At 65.4% G+C, this 15023-nt stretch carries 15 protein-coding genes and 1 tRNA gene; 10 read left to right on the forward strand and 6 right to left on the reverse strand.

Annotation, left to right across the window (positions count from 1 at the left end; all coding sequences use genetic code 11):
• Positions 1-4: 4 nt before the first annotated feature.
• From F7D01_RS10070 to F7D01_RS10090, 5 genes are read right to left on the reverse strand one after another with little or no spacing between them, the layout of a single operon-like run.
• Positions 5-1075, reverse strand: coding sequence for a phosphotransferase family protein (locus tag F7D01_RS10070; RefSeq protein ID WP_215227447.1), 1071 nt, complete (start codon positions 1073-1075; stop codon positions 5-7).
• Between the two features lie 59 nt (positions 1076-1134).
• Entirely contained in the window at positions 1135-1383 is a 249-nt protein-coding gene (locus F7D01_RS10075) for a hypothetical protein (RefSeq protein WP_215227448.1), read from the reverse strand.
• Positions 1384-1419: 36 nt separating this feature from the next.
• The gene (locus F7D01_RS10080; protein ID WP_215227449.1) at positions 1420-2508 is read right to left on the reverse strand and encodes a Zn-dependent alcohol dehydrogenase; all 1089 of its coding nucleotides are present in this window, start codon (positions 2506-2508) and stop codon (positions 1420-1422) included.
• A complete protein-coding gene (locus tag F7D01_RS10085) occupies positions 2508-3827 on the reverse strand; it encodes an acyl-CoA dehydrogenase family protein (RefSeq protein WP_215227450.1) in 1320 nt (439 codons plus the stop codon). Before F7D01_RS10085 ends, F7D01_RS10080 begins: the two co-directional genes overlap by 1 nt.
• 50 nt (positions 3828-3877) lie before the next feature.
• Positions 3878-5344, reverse strand: coding sequence for an MFS transporter (locus F7D01_RS10090; protein WP_251566718.1), 1467 nt, complete (start codon positions 5342-5344; stop codon positions 3878-3880).
• A 247-nt stretch (positions 5345-5591) separates the two neighbouring features.
• On the opposite strand from F7D01_RS10090, the gene F7D01_RS10095 reads away from it, so the two are divergent.
• The 4 genes from F7D01_RS10095 to F7D01_RS10110 all read left to right on the forward strand — a co-directional run bounded on the left by F7D01_RS10095 (position 5592) and on the right by F7D01_RS10110 (position 9535).
• Positions 5592-6773 carry an acyl-CoA dehydrogenase family protein gene (locus F7D01_RS10095; protein ID WP_215227451.1) on the forward strand — a complete coding sequence of 394 codons (1182 nt, stop codon included), beginning with the start codon at positions 5592-5594 and terminating at the stop codon, positions 6771-6773.
• A gap of 117 nt (positions 6774-6890) precedes the next feature.
• Positions 6891-8030, forward strand: a complete 1140-nt coding sequence (locus F7D01_RS10100) for an acyl-CoA dehydrogenase family protein (protein WP_215227452.1) — start codon at positions 6891-6893, stop codon at positions 8028-8030.
• A gap of 148 nt (positions 8031-8178) precedes the next feature.
• Entirely contained in the window at positions 8179-8985 is an 807-nt protein-coding gene (locus F7D01_RS10105; protein ID WP_215227453.1) for an SDR family NAD(P)-dependent oxidoreductase, read from the forward strand.
• Positions 8986-9046: 61 nt separating this feature from the next.
• Positions 9047-9535 carry a hypothetical protein gene (locus tag F7D01_RS10110; protein ID WP_215227454.1) on the forward strand — a complete coding sequence of 163 codons (489 nt, stop codon included), beginning with the start codon at positions 9047-9049 and terminating at the stop codon, positions 9533-9535.
• A 21-nt stretch (positions 9536-9556) separates the two neighbouring features.
• On the opposite strand, the gene msrA is transcribed toward F7D01_RS10110, so the two are convergent.
• Positions 9557-10096 (reverse strand): peptide-methionine (S)-S-oxide reductase MsrA, encoded by a 540-nt coding sequence (gene msrA, locus F7D01_RS10115; protein ID WP_215227455.1) that lies wholly within the window; start codon positions 10094-10096, stop codon positions 9557-9559.
• A 97-nt stretch (positions 10097-10193) separates the two neighbouring features.
• On the opposite strand from msrA, the gene F7D01_RS10120 reads away from it, so the two are divergent.
• The 6 genes from F7D01_RS10120 (at position 10194) to F7D01_RS10145 (ending at position 15022) form a co-directional block, all read left to right on the forward strand.
• Complete coding sequence (locus tag F7D01_RS10120) at positions 10194-11003, forward strand: class I SAM-dependent methyltransferase (protein ID WP_215227456.1); 810 nt, start codon at positions 10194-10196, stop codon at positions 11001-11003.
• 10 nt (positions 11004-11013) lie between these two features.
• Complete coding sequence (gene aguB / locus F7D01_RS10125; RefSeq protein ID WP_215227457.1) at positions 11014-11868, forward strand: N-carbamoylputrescine amidase; 855 nt, start codon at positions 11014-11016, stop codon at positions 11866-11868.
• A complete protein-coding gene (gene folK / locus F7D01_RS10130; RefSeq protein ID WP_371819721.1) occupies positions 11853-12350 on the forward strand; it encodes a 2-amino-4-hydroxy-6-hydroxymethyldihydropteridine diphosphokinase in 498 nt (165 codons plus the stop codon). Before aguB ends, folK begins: the two co-directional genes overlap by 16 nt.
• 39 nt (positions 12351-12389) lie before the next feature.
• Positions 12390-12465: transfer RNA gene (locus F7D01_RS10135), tRNA-Lys, on the forward strand.
• Positions 12466-12492: 27 nt separating this feature from the next.
• A complete protein-coding gene (locus F7D01_RS10140; RefSeq protein WP_215227458.1) occupies positions 12493-13734 on the forward strand; it encodes an Nramp family divalent metal transporter in 1242 nt (413 codons plus the stop codon).
• A gap of 91 nt (positions 13735-13825) precedes the next feature.
• Positions 13826-15022 (forward strand): efflux RND transporter periplasmic adaptor subunit, encoded by a 1197-nt coding sequence (locus tag F7D01_RS10145; protein WP_215227459.1) that lies wholly within the window; start codon positions 13826-13828, stop codon positions 15020-15022.
• Position 15023 lies beyond the last annotated feature (1 nt).

A 15023-nucleotide genomic window follows, 5' to 3' on the forward strand; every position in this document is an offset into this window, starting at 1 on the left:
CCGGTCAGTCGAGACCGGCCTCCTTCGCGAAGTGATAGGCGTTGGCGACCAGCGGCGCGACGCGCTCGCTCATCTGTTTCGCATGGGCGGAGCTGGCGGTTCCGTCGATCACCCGCTTCTTGATACCCTGCATGATGCCCGCCAGCCGGAACAGGTTGTAGGCGAAGTACCAGTCCATCGGCGGCACGGGATAGCCGGTGCGCGCGACGTAGCGTTCCACCGCTTCCTCGCGCGTCGGGATGCCCAGCGCGGCATGGTCGAGCCCGCCGATCCCCGCGCGCCCGTCGGGCGGATTGACCCAGTTGAGCATGAAATAGGCGAAGTCGGCGACCGGATCGCCTAGTGTCGACAGCTCCCAGTCGAGGACCGCGATGATGCGGTTTTCGCTGGCGTGGAAAATCAGGTTGTCGAGCCGGTAGTCGCCGTGGACGATGCCGCTGGCGTGCTGCGCGGGAATCGTTTCGGGCAGCCATTCGATCAGGCGGTCCATTTCGGGGATCGTGTCGGTCTCCGACAGTCGGTACTGCTTGCTCCAGCGCGCGATCTGGCGCGCGCAGTAATCCTGCGGCTTGCCGAAATTGCCCATGCCGATCGCCTGCGGGTCCTTCAGGTGGAGGTCCGCCAGCGTGTCGATCATCGCGTGGTAGATCTCGCGCCGCTGGTCCGGTTCGTAATCTGGCAGGGCACCGTTCCACAGATTGCGCCCATCGGCGAGGTCCATGACGAAGAACTTGGCACCGATGACCTCGGTATCCTCGCACAGGCCGTAGGTCCTGGGCACCGGAAATCCGGTCGGACCGAGGCAACTCATCGCGGTGTATTCGCGATCCACAGCGTGGGCGGAAGGGAGCAGCTTGCCGAAGGGCTGGCGGCGCAGCACGTAGGTGCGGCCGGGCGTCTTCACCTTGTAGGTCGGGTTGGACTGGCCTCCCTTGAACTTCTCCAGCGTGATCGGCCCAGAAAACCCCTCGACGTTATCCTCGAACCACGCGGTCAGCGCCACCTCGTCCAGCCGGTCGCGTTCGGGCACCTCCACGGTGCCGACCATTTCGGTCTCGTAATCGATGCTCGCCATATTATCCGCCCCGGCCGTGGCCGAAGCTTGCCTCCCTTCCCGTCAAAATCCGATGCCGATCACCTTAGCGGCAGATCGTGGTCCTTGTCTCCGTTTTCGCCGCTGCGTTCGTCCCCGACCCGTTCCTTGGTCTCGCGTGCCTGCAGGCTCCTAGCGGCAGCCGGGTCCAGCGCTTCGTTGAGCACCGCGCCCAGTGCTCCGATACCGGACCCGGCATAGGGACCGCGGGTGCGCTTTATCCAGCGTATCGCCGCCGGCATTACCAGCAGCGAGACGACGAGTACCCCGAGGCAGATCAGCCATTGCATGCGGACATCATGGGGTTTTGGGGGCGGTGCGCAAGGTTATTCGAACACCACCACGTTGCGGGCGCTATGCCCCTCCCGCATCCGGTCGAACCCTTCGTTGATCTGTTCCAGCGGTATGCGATCGGCGATGATGGTGTCGAGATCGAGCAGGCCGCGCAGGTAGAAATCCACCAGCCGCGGCAGGTCGACCGGGAAACGGTTGTCGCCCATGAACGCGCCCTGCAGTTTCTTGGACGCAAGCAGGTCGAGCGCGCCGAGGCCCACCTTGCAATCCAGCGGCATCATGCCGAGCACGGTCGCGGTGCCCCCGCGACGCAGCACCTTGATCGCCAGCGCGGCGGAGGCTTCGCGCCCCACCGCCTCGATCGCGTGATGGACCCCGCCGCCGGTGATCTTCACCACTTCGTCCGCCGCGGTCTCGCTCAGCGCATCTATCGTGTGCGTCGCGCCTAGCGCTTCGGCGAGCTGGCGCTTCTCCGGCAGCGGGTCGAGCGCAATCACCTTGCCCGCGCCCGCGATTTTCGCGGCGTTGACGGCGGCAAGCCCCACGCCGCCACAGCCGACCACGGCCACGCTTTCACCGGGAACCAGCTTGCAGGCGTTGAAGATTGCGCCCGCCCCGGTGGTGACGGCGCAGCCCAGGATCGCCGCCCGGTCGAGCGGCATGTCCTTGTCGATCGCGACGCAGGCATGTTCGTGGATCAGCATTTGTTCGGCGAAGGCGGACAGGTTCAGCATCTGGTTGACCGCCTCCCCGTCCTCGAAGGTGATGCGCGGGTCCGCGTCGCGGCCCCGTCGCACATCGCGGCTAATGCACAGGGCGAGGCGTCCCGTGGTGCAGAACTCGCAATGCCCGCAATAGGCCGACAGGCACGAGACGACATGGTCGCCCGGCTTCACCGTTTTCACCTCCTGCCCCACCGCGCGGACCACACCCGCCGCTTCGTGCCCGGGGATGGTCGGCAGCGCGTGCGGATAATGTCCGTCGATAAAATGCAGGTCCGAATGGCACAGGCCGCACGCCTTCACATCGACCAGCACCTCGTGCGGGCCGGGTTCGGCCAGCACGACCTCGCGGATGACGAGACCTTCGCCGGGCTTTTCGAGAATTGCTGCCTTCGTCATCAGCGCGCTCCGCCGGCCGCGGCGCTACCCGCGCTGGCCCGTGCCGCGCCGCCGGTGCCGAGACCGCTCTCGTCGGGCTCGGGGGCGTGCTTGCCGAACTCCATACGCGCGATGGAGCGGGCGTGGACCTCGTCCGGCCCATCGGCCAGGCGCAGGGTGCGCTGGTGGGCGTAGGACTTGGCGAGACCGAAATCGTCGCTCACGCCGGCGCCGCCATGCGCCTGGATCGCGTCGTCGATGATGCGCAGCGCCATGTTGGGCGCCTGCACCTTGATCATCGCGATTTCCTGCTTCGCCGCCTTGTTGCCGACCTTGTCCATCATGTCGGCGGCTTTCAGACAGAGGAGCCGCGTCATCTCGATGTCGATACGGGCGCGGGCAACGCGCTCCTCCCAGACCGAGTGCTTGTACACCGGCTTTCCGAACGCTTCGCGCGATTGCAGGCGACGGCACATTTTCTCCAGCGCTTCCTCGGCGGTGCCGATGGTGCGCATGCAGTGGTGGATGCGGCCCGGCCCGAGGCGGCCTTGCGCGATCTCGAACCCGCGCCCCTCGCCCAGCAGCATATTGGTGGCGGGGATGCGCACATCCTTCAGCTCGATCTCCATATGGCCGTGCGGCGCATCGTCGTACCCGAATACGGGCAGGTGGCGCAGGACGGTGACGCCCGGTGCGTCGAGCGGCATCAGCACCATCGATTGCTGGACGTGCCGCTGCGCCTCGAAATCGGTCTTGCCCATCACGATCGCGACCTTGCAGCGCGGATCGCCCGCGCCCGAGCTCCACCATTTGCGCCCGTTGATGACGTATTCGTCACCGTCCCGCTCGATGCGGGTTTCGATATTGGTCGCGTCGGAGCTCGCCACGAAGGGTTCGGTCATCAGGAAGGCGGAGCGGATGTCGCCGTTCATCAGCGGCTTCAGCCAATCCTCCTTCTGCTGCGCGGTGCCATAGCGATGCAGCACCTCCATGTTCCCGGTATCGGGCGCGGAGCAGTTGAAAACCTCGGACGCGAAGCCGATGCGGCCCATCTCCTCGGCGCATAGGGCGTATTCGAGATTGGTGAGGCCGGGGCCTTCGAACTCGAAGCTCTCGTCGACATGGTGATGGCTGTCGTTGCGCGGCGGCATGAACAGGTTCCAGATACTTTGTGCCTTCGCCTTGGCCTTCAGATCCTCGACCACGGGGATGACTTTCCATCGCTCTCCAGTTGCGTCCTGCTCGCGATAGGTTGCGACCGCTGGGCGAATCTCGGCCTCGATGAAGTGGCGCACGCGGTCGCGCCAGTGCTGCTGCCGTTCGGTCGGTTGGAAATCCATGGGGTCGGTCCTCTTCTCTTTCTTTTCGGTCTTTTGAAAGCGATGTGTTTTCAGGGCGTGATGGTCAGATGCTCGCGATCGGCACGCGCGGCTGCGGCGAGGGCGGCGACCCGTGCCTCGTGCTCCGCCCGTCCGATGGGGAAGCGGCCCAGCCAGAAGGCGGTCAGCGCGACCAGCACGCCGCCGATGCCGACATAGAGCCAGATCAGCGTATCGAGCGTGGCGGCGGGCACGGTGCCGGGCTGGGCGTTGCGGACCAGCTGCGAAGCGGCGATGACCTGTCCGGTCACGAAGATGCCGACGCCGGTCGCGCATTTCTGGATCAGCCAGTTGCCGGAGAAAAACGCCCCCTCCGACCTGCGCCCGGTACGTTCCTGATGCGCCTCCACCACGTCGGCGATCATGCTGCTGGCGCAGATCACTGTCGTGATCGCCAGCGCGTTGCCGATAACGAGAAAACAGAAATAGAGCGCGGTGGAGACCGAGAACAAGCCCAGCACCGTGGCCGGCGCGCCCGGGTCCGGCCAGACGCCGAACTGGAACAGGTAATAGGGCCCGATCGCGATGACGTAGCCGGACAGGGCGCAGATCATCGCACCGCGTGGCTTGCCGAAGCGCTTCTGCACCGGGTTGGCGATGACGAACATGATGATCGCGCCCAGCAGCAGCGCGGCGGGGAAGGCATTGAGCGCCGCGCGGTCGAACTGCCACACGAACAGGTTGAGATATTGCGAGATCGAGAAGGTCATGCCCTGGAACACGTAGGCGGCGAGCGCGCCCGCGGCGAAGATCAGGAACGCCCGCTCCGAGAATGCCTCGCGGATTTCGGTGAAGGCCCGGCCGAACCTGAACGGGGCAGGGCGCTCCGGCGGCAGGCGCGCCAGTAGGCGGTGTTGGCCAAGGGCGGAGCCGATGACGGAGACCACCATCAGGACCGCGCCGAAAATGCCGAAGGGCAGGTATCCCTCGGCCTGCAACAGTCCCTCCGGCCCCGGCATGAAGACGCCGTATGCCATCACCATCATGATCAGTCCGCCCATCCAGCCCAAGAGGAAGCGATAGCGGAACAGCGTGGTACGCTCGTCGTAATCGGCGGTCAGTTCGGGGACGAGGCTGATGGACGGTACTTCGCAGGCGGACAGCAGCAGGCGAACGCACACCGCGATGCCGAACAGTTCGAGCGCGCTCGGCGCCGATCCGCCGGGCGGGGTCCACAGGAACACCCATGCGATCGCCAACGGGATCGGCGCAATATACAGCCAGGGTAGGCGGCGTCCCCACCGCGTATAGGTCCGGTCGGAAAGGTTTCCGATCAGCGGATCGACCAGTGCGTCCACCAGCAATGCAGCGAGCAGTACCTGCCCCACGGTGCCAGCATCCATGCCCAGCGCCTGGTTGTAGAAGATCAGGAGGAAGAAGCTGAAGCCGTTATCCTTCACCCCGAAGGCGACCGCGCCGAATCCGTGCGCGAGCTTGACCCGCATGGGCAGCCTGCCGGTGGTAACGGGGGTGATCACGCGCTCGCAATGCCTCGGTCCCGCGCTGCTCGCAAGCAGGCGCGAAATGCGCAGAATCGCGGGGTCGTCCTCTCCATCGACATTGCCGCCACATTAGGCGCACCGCCGCCCCCGTCAACGCGCGACGAGGTGACGCTACGGCATGGCGGAAAGGGGCGAAGCCGCTTGATCGCGCCGCGGATTTCCTCATATTTCGACTCAACGAAAGGCGCACAGGCGCCACCTTTGAGAGGAGCGAAAAGCGACCATGTCCGACCTCGAACAATTCCGTGCCGAAACCCGGCAGTGGCTCGAAGCCAAGTGCCCGCCCGAGATGCGCGAGCCGGTGCGCGACGAGCGCGACATCTATTGGGGCGGCCGCGATGCCGAGTTCAAGGACGAGGCGCAGAGGGCGTGGTTCGAGGCGTGCCGCGACAAGGGCTACACTGTGCCGAGCTGGCCGAAGGAATATGGCGGCGCGGGGCTCACCCCGCCGGAGGCAAAGGTGCTGCGCGAGGAAATGGCGCGGATCAATGCCCGTCCGCCGCTGTCCAGCTTCGGCATCTGGATGCTCGGCCCGGCGCTGCTCCAATTCGGTACCGAAGGTCAGAAGCAGCGCTTCCTGAACGAGATCGCGCGCGGCGAAATCCGCTGGTGCCAGGGCTATTCGGAGCCGGGCAGCGGGTCGGACCTCGTCAGCCTGCAGACTTACGGCGAGGACAAGGGCGATCATTGGGTCGTCAATGGGCAGAAGGTATGGACCAGCTATGCCGACCAGGCCGACTGGATCTTCTGCCTGGTGCGGACCGACAAGGCGAACAAGTACCAGGGCATCACCTTCATGCTGTTCGACATGGCGAGCGAGGGATGCAGCACGAAGCCGATCAAGCTGATCAGCGGCAACTCGCCCTTCTGCGAAACCTTCATGGACGATGTGAAGGTGCCCAAGAGCTATGGCGAGGACGTGCCGGCCTATGTGGGCGAGGTGAACCGCGGCTGGGACGTCGCGAAATATCTGCTCGGCCACGAGCGCGAGATGATTTCGGGCGCGGGCGGGAGCGACCGCACCAGCGCGATCGGCGCGGCGATGAAGCGCATGGCGGGCGAACTGGACCCGGTGCTGCGCGCCGAGCTGGCGATGTTCGACGTCGATGCGCTCGCCTATGGCTGTATGGCGGAGAAGTTCCTCGACGAGGCGAAGGTGGGCAAGGCGCATCCGGCGCAGCCCAACATGATGAAGTATTCTGGGACCGAGCTGAACAAGCGTCGCCACGAGCTGATGATGGCCGCCGGCGGCTCGCGCAGTCTGGAATGGGACAGCGAGGAAACAGACGGCGGGACCCCCGCGCGCAGCTGGCTGCGGACCAAGGCGAACAGCATCGAAGGCGGCACCAGCGAGGTGATGCTGAACGTGATCGCGAAGCGCATCCTCGAACTGCCGGGCGGTTGAGGAGTTACGAATAATCGCCACCCCGGCTCCGCGCCGGGGGCCCGCTTCCCGCGCGGGTGAAAGCAGCGGGATCCCGGATCAGGTCCGGAATGACGAAATCAGGGAAGAGGAAACCCGATGCCACTCTATCACGATGACGATCAGGCGATGCTCGCCGACAGCGCCAGCCAGTTCATGGCCGAAGAAGGCGCGATCGAGAAACAGCTGCGCCACTGGCGCGACCGCGAGTGCAAGGACGGCTTCGGTCATGGCTTGTGGGAACAGTTCGCCGAGATGGGTTTCACCGGCATGCTGGTGGATGAGGACGACGGCGGCCTGGGCATGGGCCATGTCGAGGCCGGAATCGTGCTGGAAGAGATCGGCCGTAATCTGACCCCGTCGCCCTTCCTCACCAGTTCGGTGATCGCGGCGACCGCGCTGAAGGATGCCGACGCCGCGCTGAAGGAGCGCTATCTGCCCGGCCTGATCGAGGGCAAGGCGGTTTATGCCGTCGCGATCGACGAAGGGGCGAAGCATCGCCCCGAACGGATCGCCTGCAAGGCGGAGCGCTCCGGCAACGGTTTCAAGCTGTCGGGCCGCAAGGATTTCGTGATTCAGGGCGCGAGCGCGGACATGTTGGTGGTTGCCGCGCGGACCTCTGGCAGCGACGGCGACGAAGATGGCGTCACGCTATTCGCGGTGCCGAAGGATGCGGCGAATATGAGCCAGGATCCGGTGCGGCTGGTCGATAGCTCGATGGCGAGCCATGTGAAATTCGACGGGGTCGAACTCGATGGCGATGCCGTGATCGGCGAGGTCGATGGGGGGCGCGAATTGCTCAACCGCATGCTCGACGCCGGGCGCGTCGGCGCGGCGGCGGAGGGCGTGGGCGTCGCGCGGGGCGCGATGGATCGCACCGTCGACTACCTCAAGCAGCGCAAGCAGTTCGGCAAGCTGATCGGCGAGTTTCAGGCGCTGCAGCACCGCGCCGCGCATCTTTATGCGGAGGTCGAGATCGCCCGCGCCGCGGTGATCAAGGCGCAACAGCTGCTTGATGGCGGCAGCGAGCGTGGCAGTCTGATGGCCTCGGTCGCGAAGGCCAAGGTCGCGCGCACCGCCGCGCTGGCGGTGCAGGAGGGCGTGCAGATGCACGGCGGCATCGGCATGACCGACGAATACGATATCGGCCTGTTCATGAAGCGCGACCGCGCGCTCAGCGAATTTCTCGGCGATGCATATTACCACGCGGGCCGGGTGGCCGACCTTAGCGGATATTGATGAAGTCTCCCCTCCCGCTTGCGGGAGGGGGCGGGGGTGGGCATGGGCCGACCGGAGGGAAGGCCCACCCCGCTACGACTAGGACTTGCGAGGCAAGCCCAAGTCTCGCTGCCCCTCCCGCAGGCGGGAGGGGAAGAAAGAGATATTTATGAACCTCAACGACCTATTCACGCTCGAAGGCCGCGTCGCGCTCGTCACCGGCGGCAGTCGCGGCATCGGCAAGATGATCGTCGAGGGCCTGCTCGCCGCAGGCTGTGCGCGCGTTTATATCGTCGCGCGCAAGCAGGAGCAGGTGGAGGAGACGAGCGCCGAGTTCGGGGACAAGGTCATCGGTCTGGTCGGCGACCTGTCGCAGATGGACGGGATCCAGCAGCTCGCCGACGAGCTTTCCTCGCGCGAGGACAGGCTCGACATCCTCGTCAACAATGCGGGGGCAGCATGGGGCGAACCGTTCGAGGAGTTCGGCGAAGGGGGCTGGGACAAGACGGTTGATCTCAACCTGAAGACCCCGTTCTTCCTGACTCAAAAGCTGCACAAGCTGCTGAAGGCAGCGGCGACGAAGGACCGTCCCGCCAAGGTGCTGATGATCGCCAGCATAGACGGGATGAAGTCGAACCCGTGGGAAACCTATCCCTATCAGGCGTCCAAGGCGGGTCTCATCCACCTGACCCGCCGGATGGCCGCTCGCCTGATCGCCGATAATATCGTGGTCAACGGAATCGGTCCGGGGGCCTTCCCCAGTGCGATGAACCGCGCCGCGCGCGACAATGCCGACAAGGTGGAGAAGGGTATTCCAAGCCGCCGTGTCGGTGTTGCCGAAGATATGGCGGCTGGCGCGATCTATCTGCTCAGCCGGGCGGGCGACTATGTCGTCGGAACCACAATCCCGATCGACGGCGGCGTGGTCAATGCTAATATCGGCGCGGGCAATTTCGTCGATCCCAGCGGCGACTGAAGCGGAACCGCAATCCTTCGCGATGCTTTGCGTGAGTGTAGAATCGCGAAGGGATACGACAATGCAACTGCGCGCCGCTTTCATCATCATCGGCGGCGCGGTTTCGCTTGTCGCCTGCTCCGCGAACGACGAACCGCAACCTGATCAGCCGCGTCCGACGGGCGAGGTTGCGAAGGCCAAAAGCCCCGCGACCCCGGTGTCGAACGGGGGAGATGCGGGTGATCTGGGCCTCGAGAATGGCGTGTACGATGTCGTGACGGGCGATGGGCAATGCACCACCGAGCCGCCGCTGGCGACGGTCAATACTTTCGATGGCAAGGGCTTCGGCACCCGAAACTTCGGCACGTGCGTGTTTATCTGGGATCGCCACGAGGGCCGCACCTATACCGGCTCGCAGACGTGTACCGATAGCCAATCGAAGGAGCGGGTCACGGAAGAGCTGGCGATCACCGTGCTCGGCCCGACGCGCTATACGCGCGCTGGTGGTGGTAATGCCACCGCCACCTATGGGCGCTGCACGGGCGTGGACGAGAGCAGCTACGGCCTTTGAGGCCGCAGCCGCTCGCCATCCTCACGCGTCCTCGCGGACCTTGCCCTGGAAGCTTTTGCGCAGCTTCATCAGCTTGGGTGGGATCACCGCCATGCAATAGGGGTTCCGCTGACCTTCGCCCTCCCAGTAATCCTGGTGGTAGTCCTCGGCCGGATACCACGTCCCGTCCTCGATCGTAGTCACCGCCTCGCCCGGATTGCTCTCGTTCCAGCGCGCGATCGCGGCCTCGGCCGCCTCGCGCTGCTCGTCCGATAGTGGGAAGATCGCGCTGCGATATTGGGTGCCCACATCGTTGCCCTGCCGGTTGAGCTGGCTGGGATCGTGGGTGCCCATGAACATGTCGTAGATCTCGGCCAGCGAAACCCGGTCGCTGTCGAAGGTGAGGCGCACCGCCTCCGCATGGCCGGTATTGCCCGAGCACACCTGCTTGTAGGTCGGGTTCTCGACCTCGCCACCGATATAGCCGCTTTCGACTTCGGTCACGCCGATCACGTCCTTGAACACCGCTTCGGTGCACCAGAAGCAACCGCCGGCGACGATCACGGTTTCGCTGTTTGCCATATCTCTTGTCTCCTTTGATCCCGCATGTAGGAACCGCGTCGCCCTTTGTCATCGCGCAGCGGTGGGCTAGATGGGGCAGAAGCAGCAGGAGAGAGACATGCGCCCGATCACGATCGCCTTCGCCGCCCTGGCCCTGGGAATAGCCGCCCCCGCTTTTGCGCAGGCCGCGCCCGATGCGGCGATGCAAGGCGCGCTGGCCCAGGACAACCGCGCCGACGATCGGGCCCGCGACGAATGGCGCCATCCGGCCGAAACGCTGGAGTTCTTTCGCGTCGAGCCAGGCATGACTGTGGTCGACTACATGCCCGCGGGCGGCTGGTACACGCGCGTGCTGGTGCCCTATCTCGGCAGCGCGGGGCGTTATGTCGGGATCATGCCCGACCCGGCCAACGCCGACGTTGAGGGAATGGCGGGCTATTTCGCGAAGCTGCCTGCGGCCTTCGCCAAGGACAGCCCCGGCTGGAACCTGGCCGGTGCCCCGGTCGCCGCCTACGCATCTCAGGACGTTCCCGAGGCGCTGAAGGGCACCGTCGACCGTGCGCTGATCTTCCGCGAGATGCACAACCTCTACCGCTCCGGCGCGCTGCGTGCGGAGCTGATGCGCCTACGCGAATTGCTGAAGGATGACGGCATGTTGGGCATCGTCCAGCATCGCGCGAAGCCGTGGGCGGCGGGCGACTACACTGACGGCAGCCGCGGTTACATGCGCCAGAGCGACGTGATCGGCCTGGTCGAGGCGGCGGGTTTCGAGCTGGTCGGCACCAGCGAGGTCAACGCCAATGCCAAGGACAGCGCCGATCACCCGAAGGGCGTATGGGAATTGCCGCCGTCCCGCTCGACCAACCGCCCCGAACTCGACGCGGTCGGCGAGAGCGACCGCATGACCCTCCTGTTCCGCAAGCGCTGAGGCCCCCTTCTTGACCCGTTCCGTTACCGTCGCAGCGCTCCAGCTGACTCTGGCTAGCGAGGACGAGCGCGAAAACGTCGATGCCGTCTCCGCGCTGGTCGAGGAGGCGGCGGGGCGGGGCGCGCGGATCGTGCTGCCGCCGGAACTCTTTGCCGGACCCTATTTCTGCAAGACCGAGGACGAGGCGCTGTTCGCTCGTGCGCGGCCTACCGCCGAACACCCCAGCGTGCTGGCTATGCAGAAGCTTGCGGCGAAGCTGCAGGTCGCAATCCCGACCAGCTTCTTCGAACGCGACGGGCACCATTATTACAACACGCTGGCCATGATCGACGCGGGTGGCGAGATCCTGGGCACCTATCGCAAAAGCCACATCCCCGATGGGCCGGGCTACGAAGAGAAATACTACTTCCGCCCCGGGAACGACGGGTTCAAAGTATGGGACATCGCCGGTGCCCGGATCGGCGTGGGGGTATGCTGGGACCAGTGGTATCCCGAAAGCGCTCGTGTCATGGCGCTGATGGGGGCCGAGCTGCTGTTCTACCCGACCGCGATCGGGTCCGAGCCATACGATGCCGAATTCGACACCAGCCGCATGTGGCGACGCGCGATGACGGGTCACGCGGTGTCGAACTGCATGCCCGTGATCGCCGCCAACCGCATCGGGACGGAAGACGGCCAGACCTTCTACGGCCACAGCTTCATCACCAACGAATGGGGCGACATGCTGGCCGAGTTCGGTCGCGACGAAGCGGGTGTGCTGATAGAAACGCTCGATCTCGATACCGCAGCGAAGCACCGCGCGGGGATGGGCTTCTTCCGCGATCGCCGTCCGCAGCTCTATTCCCGCATCTGCGAGGACGTCTGAGCGCGCAGCTCTACCTGATCGCGCTCGGCTCCAACCGGCGGCACCGCCGTTACGGTCGCCCCCGCGAGGTCGTGGCGGCGGCGATGGAGGAACTCTCCGCCCTTGGCACCGTGACCGCGCGCTCGCCCGTGATCGACAGCGCGCCGCTGGGCCCTTCCGCCCGCACGTTCGCCAATGCGGCGGTAATCGTCGAGAGCGCGCTTGCACCGGATGCGATCCTAGCCGAACTCAAGCGCATGGAGCGCGCGTTCGGCCGCCGCCGTGCGCGGCGCTGGGGTACGCGGGTGCTCGATCTCGATATCGTGCTGTGGTCGGGCGGGATGTGTGCCGCGCCCGATCTTGCGATTCCGCACCCCGCCTTTCGCGAACGCGCCTTCGTCATCGGTCCGGCCGCGTTGATCGCGGCCCACTGGCGCGATCCGGTGACTTCACTGACGCTGCGCCAGCTGCGCTTTCGCCTCTCCAAACCGCGACCCGCTTGACCGACCCGCGCCCCCTGCCTAGGGCACCGCTTCGGTGATGGGCCCTTAGCTCAGTCGGTAGAGCAACTGACTTTTAATCAGTAGGTCGCTGGTTCGAACCCAGCAGGGCTCACCATCCGTCGACACGAGCAGGAGCTGCCGCATGTCGGACGATCGACCGGAGATCGGGACCAGGCGAGCTTGGCGCCATATCGGCCCCGGCATCGTGGTGGCCGCCACGGGCGTGGGTGCGGGCGATCTCGTTGCGACCCTGATTGCGGGCTCGCGCTACGGCTACGCCTTGCTGTGGGCTGCGGTGATCGGTTGCGTGGTGAAGATCGCGCTGTCGGAAGGCTCCGCCCGCTATCACATCGCCACCGGTTCCACGATCCTTGCCGGATGGCGTTCGCTGGGACGTTGGACCGGCTGGTATTTCGGCATCTACGTTATCGTCTGGGGCTTCATCTACGGTGCCACCGCGATGAGCGCGAGCGCGTTGCCGCTGGCCGCGCTGTTTCCCGCGATCCCGCTCAAGGCATGGGCGATCGCCTGCGGGCTGGGTGGCTTCGCATTCGTGTGGTTCAACCGCTACGAGACATTCGAACTGGTGATGAAGCTGCTGGTCGGGCTGATGTTCGTCATCATGGTCGGCCTTGCCATACTGGTCGCGCCTAGCCTGCCGGACCTCGCAGGCGGGCTCGCATTCCAGCTTCCGGAAGGATCGCTGTTCTACACGCTGGGCCTTATCGGCGGGGTCGGGGGCACCGTGACCACCGCCGCCTATGGCTACTGGACGCAGGCGAAGGGCTGGCGCGGGCCAGGCTGGGTGCCGGTGATGCGGCTCGACAACGCCGTCGCCTATTGCGTGACCGGCATCTTCGTGATCGCGATGCTGATCGTCGGGGCGCAATTGCTGAATGCCGCGGGGATCGCGTTGGCCGATAGCGACAAGGGGCTGCTCGGCCTGTCGGACGTGCTGGAAGCGCGCTTCGGGCGGGCCATCGCCGTGCTGTTTCTCGTCGGCTTCGCCGCGACCTCGCTCTCCTCCCTACTCGGCGTGTGGCAGGGGATGAGCCTGTTCTTCTCCGACTGGTGGTATCAGCTGCGCGGGCGAGAGGAGGGCGGACACGAGGGAAGCGCGGCCTATCGCTGCTACCTCGCCTGGCTTACCTTCCCGCCGATGCTGTTGCTGTTCGCCGACCGGCCGTTCCTGCTGGTGATCGCCTATGGTGCGTTCGGGGCGCTTTTCATGCCCTTCCTTGCAGTGACGCTGTTGATCCTCAACAATTCCTCGCATGTACCCCGGCAGGCACGCAACGGACCGCTGGGCAATGCGGTTCTGGTCGCGGCGACGCTGCTGTTCGCCGTCCTCGCGATACAACAGGTGGTTGCGCTCTCGGGCTGAGGGCGTCGGTATCAGGTTGCAAACAGAAACTTTGTATCAGGCGGCCCTTTGGGGCTTCGCAGGTGCGAAGAAGCACGATAGGGGGCCACGCATGGTGGCACGACTTATCAGCCTCGCGGCGCTGCTTTCGCTTGCAGCCTGTTCCAAGGGCGAAGAGCAGCAGGCTCCTCCCGCCGTGCCCGTGCAGACGGTCACGATCAGTACGCACGAAGTGCCCAACGTCATCGAATTGCCCGGGCGGGTCGAGCCGGTGCGCGAGGCGGAAGTTCGCGCCCGCGTCGACGGTATCGTGCAGCAGCGCCTGTACGAGGAAGGCACCTTCGTTTCGAAGGGCCAGCCTTTGTTCAAGATCGATCCGAGCGAGATGCGGGCCGAAGTCCAGCAAGCGCAAGCGAGTCTGCAACGCGCGCAGGCGACCCTCGCCAACGCTTCGGCGGTGGTCAGCCGTTATCGCCCACTGGTGAAGGAAAACGCCATTAGCGGCCAGGAATTCGACGCCGCGGTCGCTGCGGAGCGCGAGGCGCGGGCCAATGTCGCGCAATTGCGCGCTGCCGTGCAGGCTGCGCAGTTGCAGCTTAATTATACCACCGTTCGCTCCCCGATTGCGGGTCGCGCGAGCGCCGCCGACGTCACCGAGGGTGCGCTGGTTTCGCGGACCGAGGGCACGCTGATGACCCGTGTCCAGCAGATCAACCCGATCTACGTCCGCTTCGCGCAGAGCGTGACGCAGCTGCAGGAAATCCGCGACGAAATCACGGCGGGCAATATCGACCTGGGCGACAACGATCTGGTCGAGGTGCGCCTGAGCTTCCCCAGCGGTGGCAAGTATCCCATACCCGGCTATATCGATTTCCTTGATTATTCGGTCGACCAGCAGACCGGCACTGTCGCCGTGCGCGCCGAATTCTCCAACCCCGACAGCCAGTTGCTGCCCGGCGAGTTCGTTCGCGCGACCATTTTCGCGGGCAAGCGCAAGGGCGGGATCACCGTGCCGCAGCGGGCGGTCAACATGACCGAGCAGGGCGGAACGGTATTCGTCGTCGGGCAGGACGGGAAGGTCCAGCCGCGTCCGATCAAGCTTGGACAGATGGTCGATGGTGAGTGGATCGTCACCAGCGGGCTGAAGCCTGGCGATGTCGTGGTGACGAGCAATTTGCAGAAGATGCGCCCCGGTGTGGCGGTGCAGCGTGCAGACGGGAAGGGTGCGGCGAAGAAGGGTGGTGCGCCGCAGCAAGGCACGGCGCAGGCCAAGTCGGGGGCGACGGACCAGACCCAGCAGGCGCGCTGAG

Source organism: Erythrobacter sp. 3-20A1M, assembly GCF_018636735.1.
Lineage (GTDB): Bacteria > Pseudomonadota > Alphaproteobacteria > Sphingomonadales > Sphingomonadaceae > Alteriqipengyuania.

Coding starts and splice junctions, on each gene's coding strand:
- F7D01_RS10075 (WP_215227448.1), bottom strand. CDS start 1,383: ATGCAATGGCTGATCTGCCTCGGGGTACTCGTCGTCTCGCTGCTGGTA.
- F7D01_RS10110 (WP_215227454.1), top strand. CDS start 9,047: ATGCAACTGCGCGCCGCTTTCATCATCATCGGCGGCGCGGTTTCGCTT.
- F7D01_RS10105 (WP_215227453.1), top strand. CDS start 8,179: ATGAACCTCAACGACCTATTCACGCTCGAAGGCCGCGTCGCGCTCGTC.
- F7D01_RS10140 (WP_215227458.1), top strand. CDS start 12,493: ATGTCGGACGATCGACCGGAGATCGGGACCAGGCGAGCTTGGCGCCAT.
- F7D01_RS10120 (WP_215227456.1), top strand. CDS start 10,194: ATGCGCCCGATCACGATCGCCTTCGCCGCCCTGGCCCTGGGAATAGCC.
- F7D01_RS10145 (WP_215227459.1), top strand. CDS start 13,826: ATGGTGGCACGACTTATCAGCCTCGCGGCGCTGCTTTCGCTTGCAGCC.
- F7D01_RS10070 (WP_215227447.1), bottom strand. CDS start 1,075: ATGGCGAGCATCGATTACGAGACCGAAATGGTCGGCACCGTGGAGGTG.
- msrA (WP_215227455.1), bottom strand. CDS start 10,096: ATGGCAAACAGCGAAACCGTGATCGTCGCCGGCGGTTGCTTCTGGTGC.
- F7D01_RS10100 (WP_215227452.1), top strand. CDS start 6,891: ATGCCACTCTATCACGATGACGATCAGGCGATGCTCGCCGACAGCGCC.
- F7D01_RS10085 (WP_215227450.1), bottom strand. CDS start 3,827: ATGGATTTCCAACCGACCGAACGGCAGCAGCACTGGCGCGACCGCGTG.
- F7D01_RS10080 (WP_215227449.1), bottom strand. CDS start 2,508: ATGACGAAGGCAGCAATTCTCGAAAAGCCCGGCGAAGGTCTCGTCATC.
- F7D01_RS10095 (WP_215227451.1), top strand. CDS start 5,592: ATGTCCGACCTCGAACAATTCCGTGCCGAAACCCGGCAGTGGCTCGAA.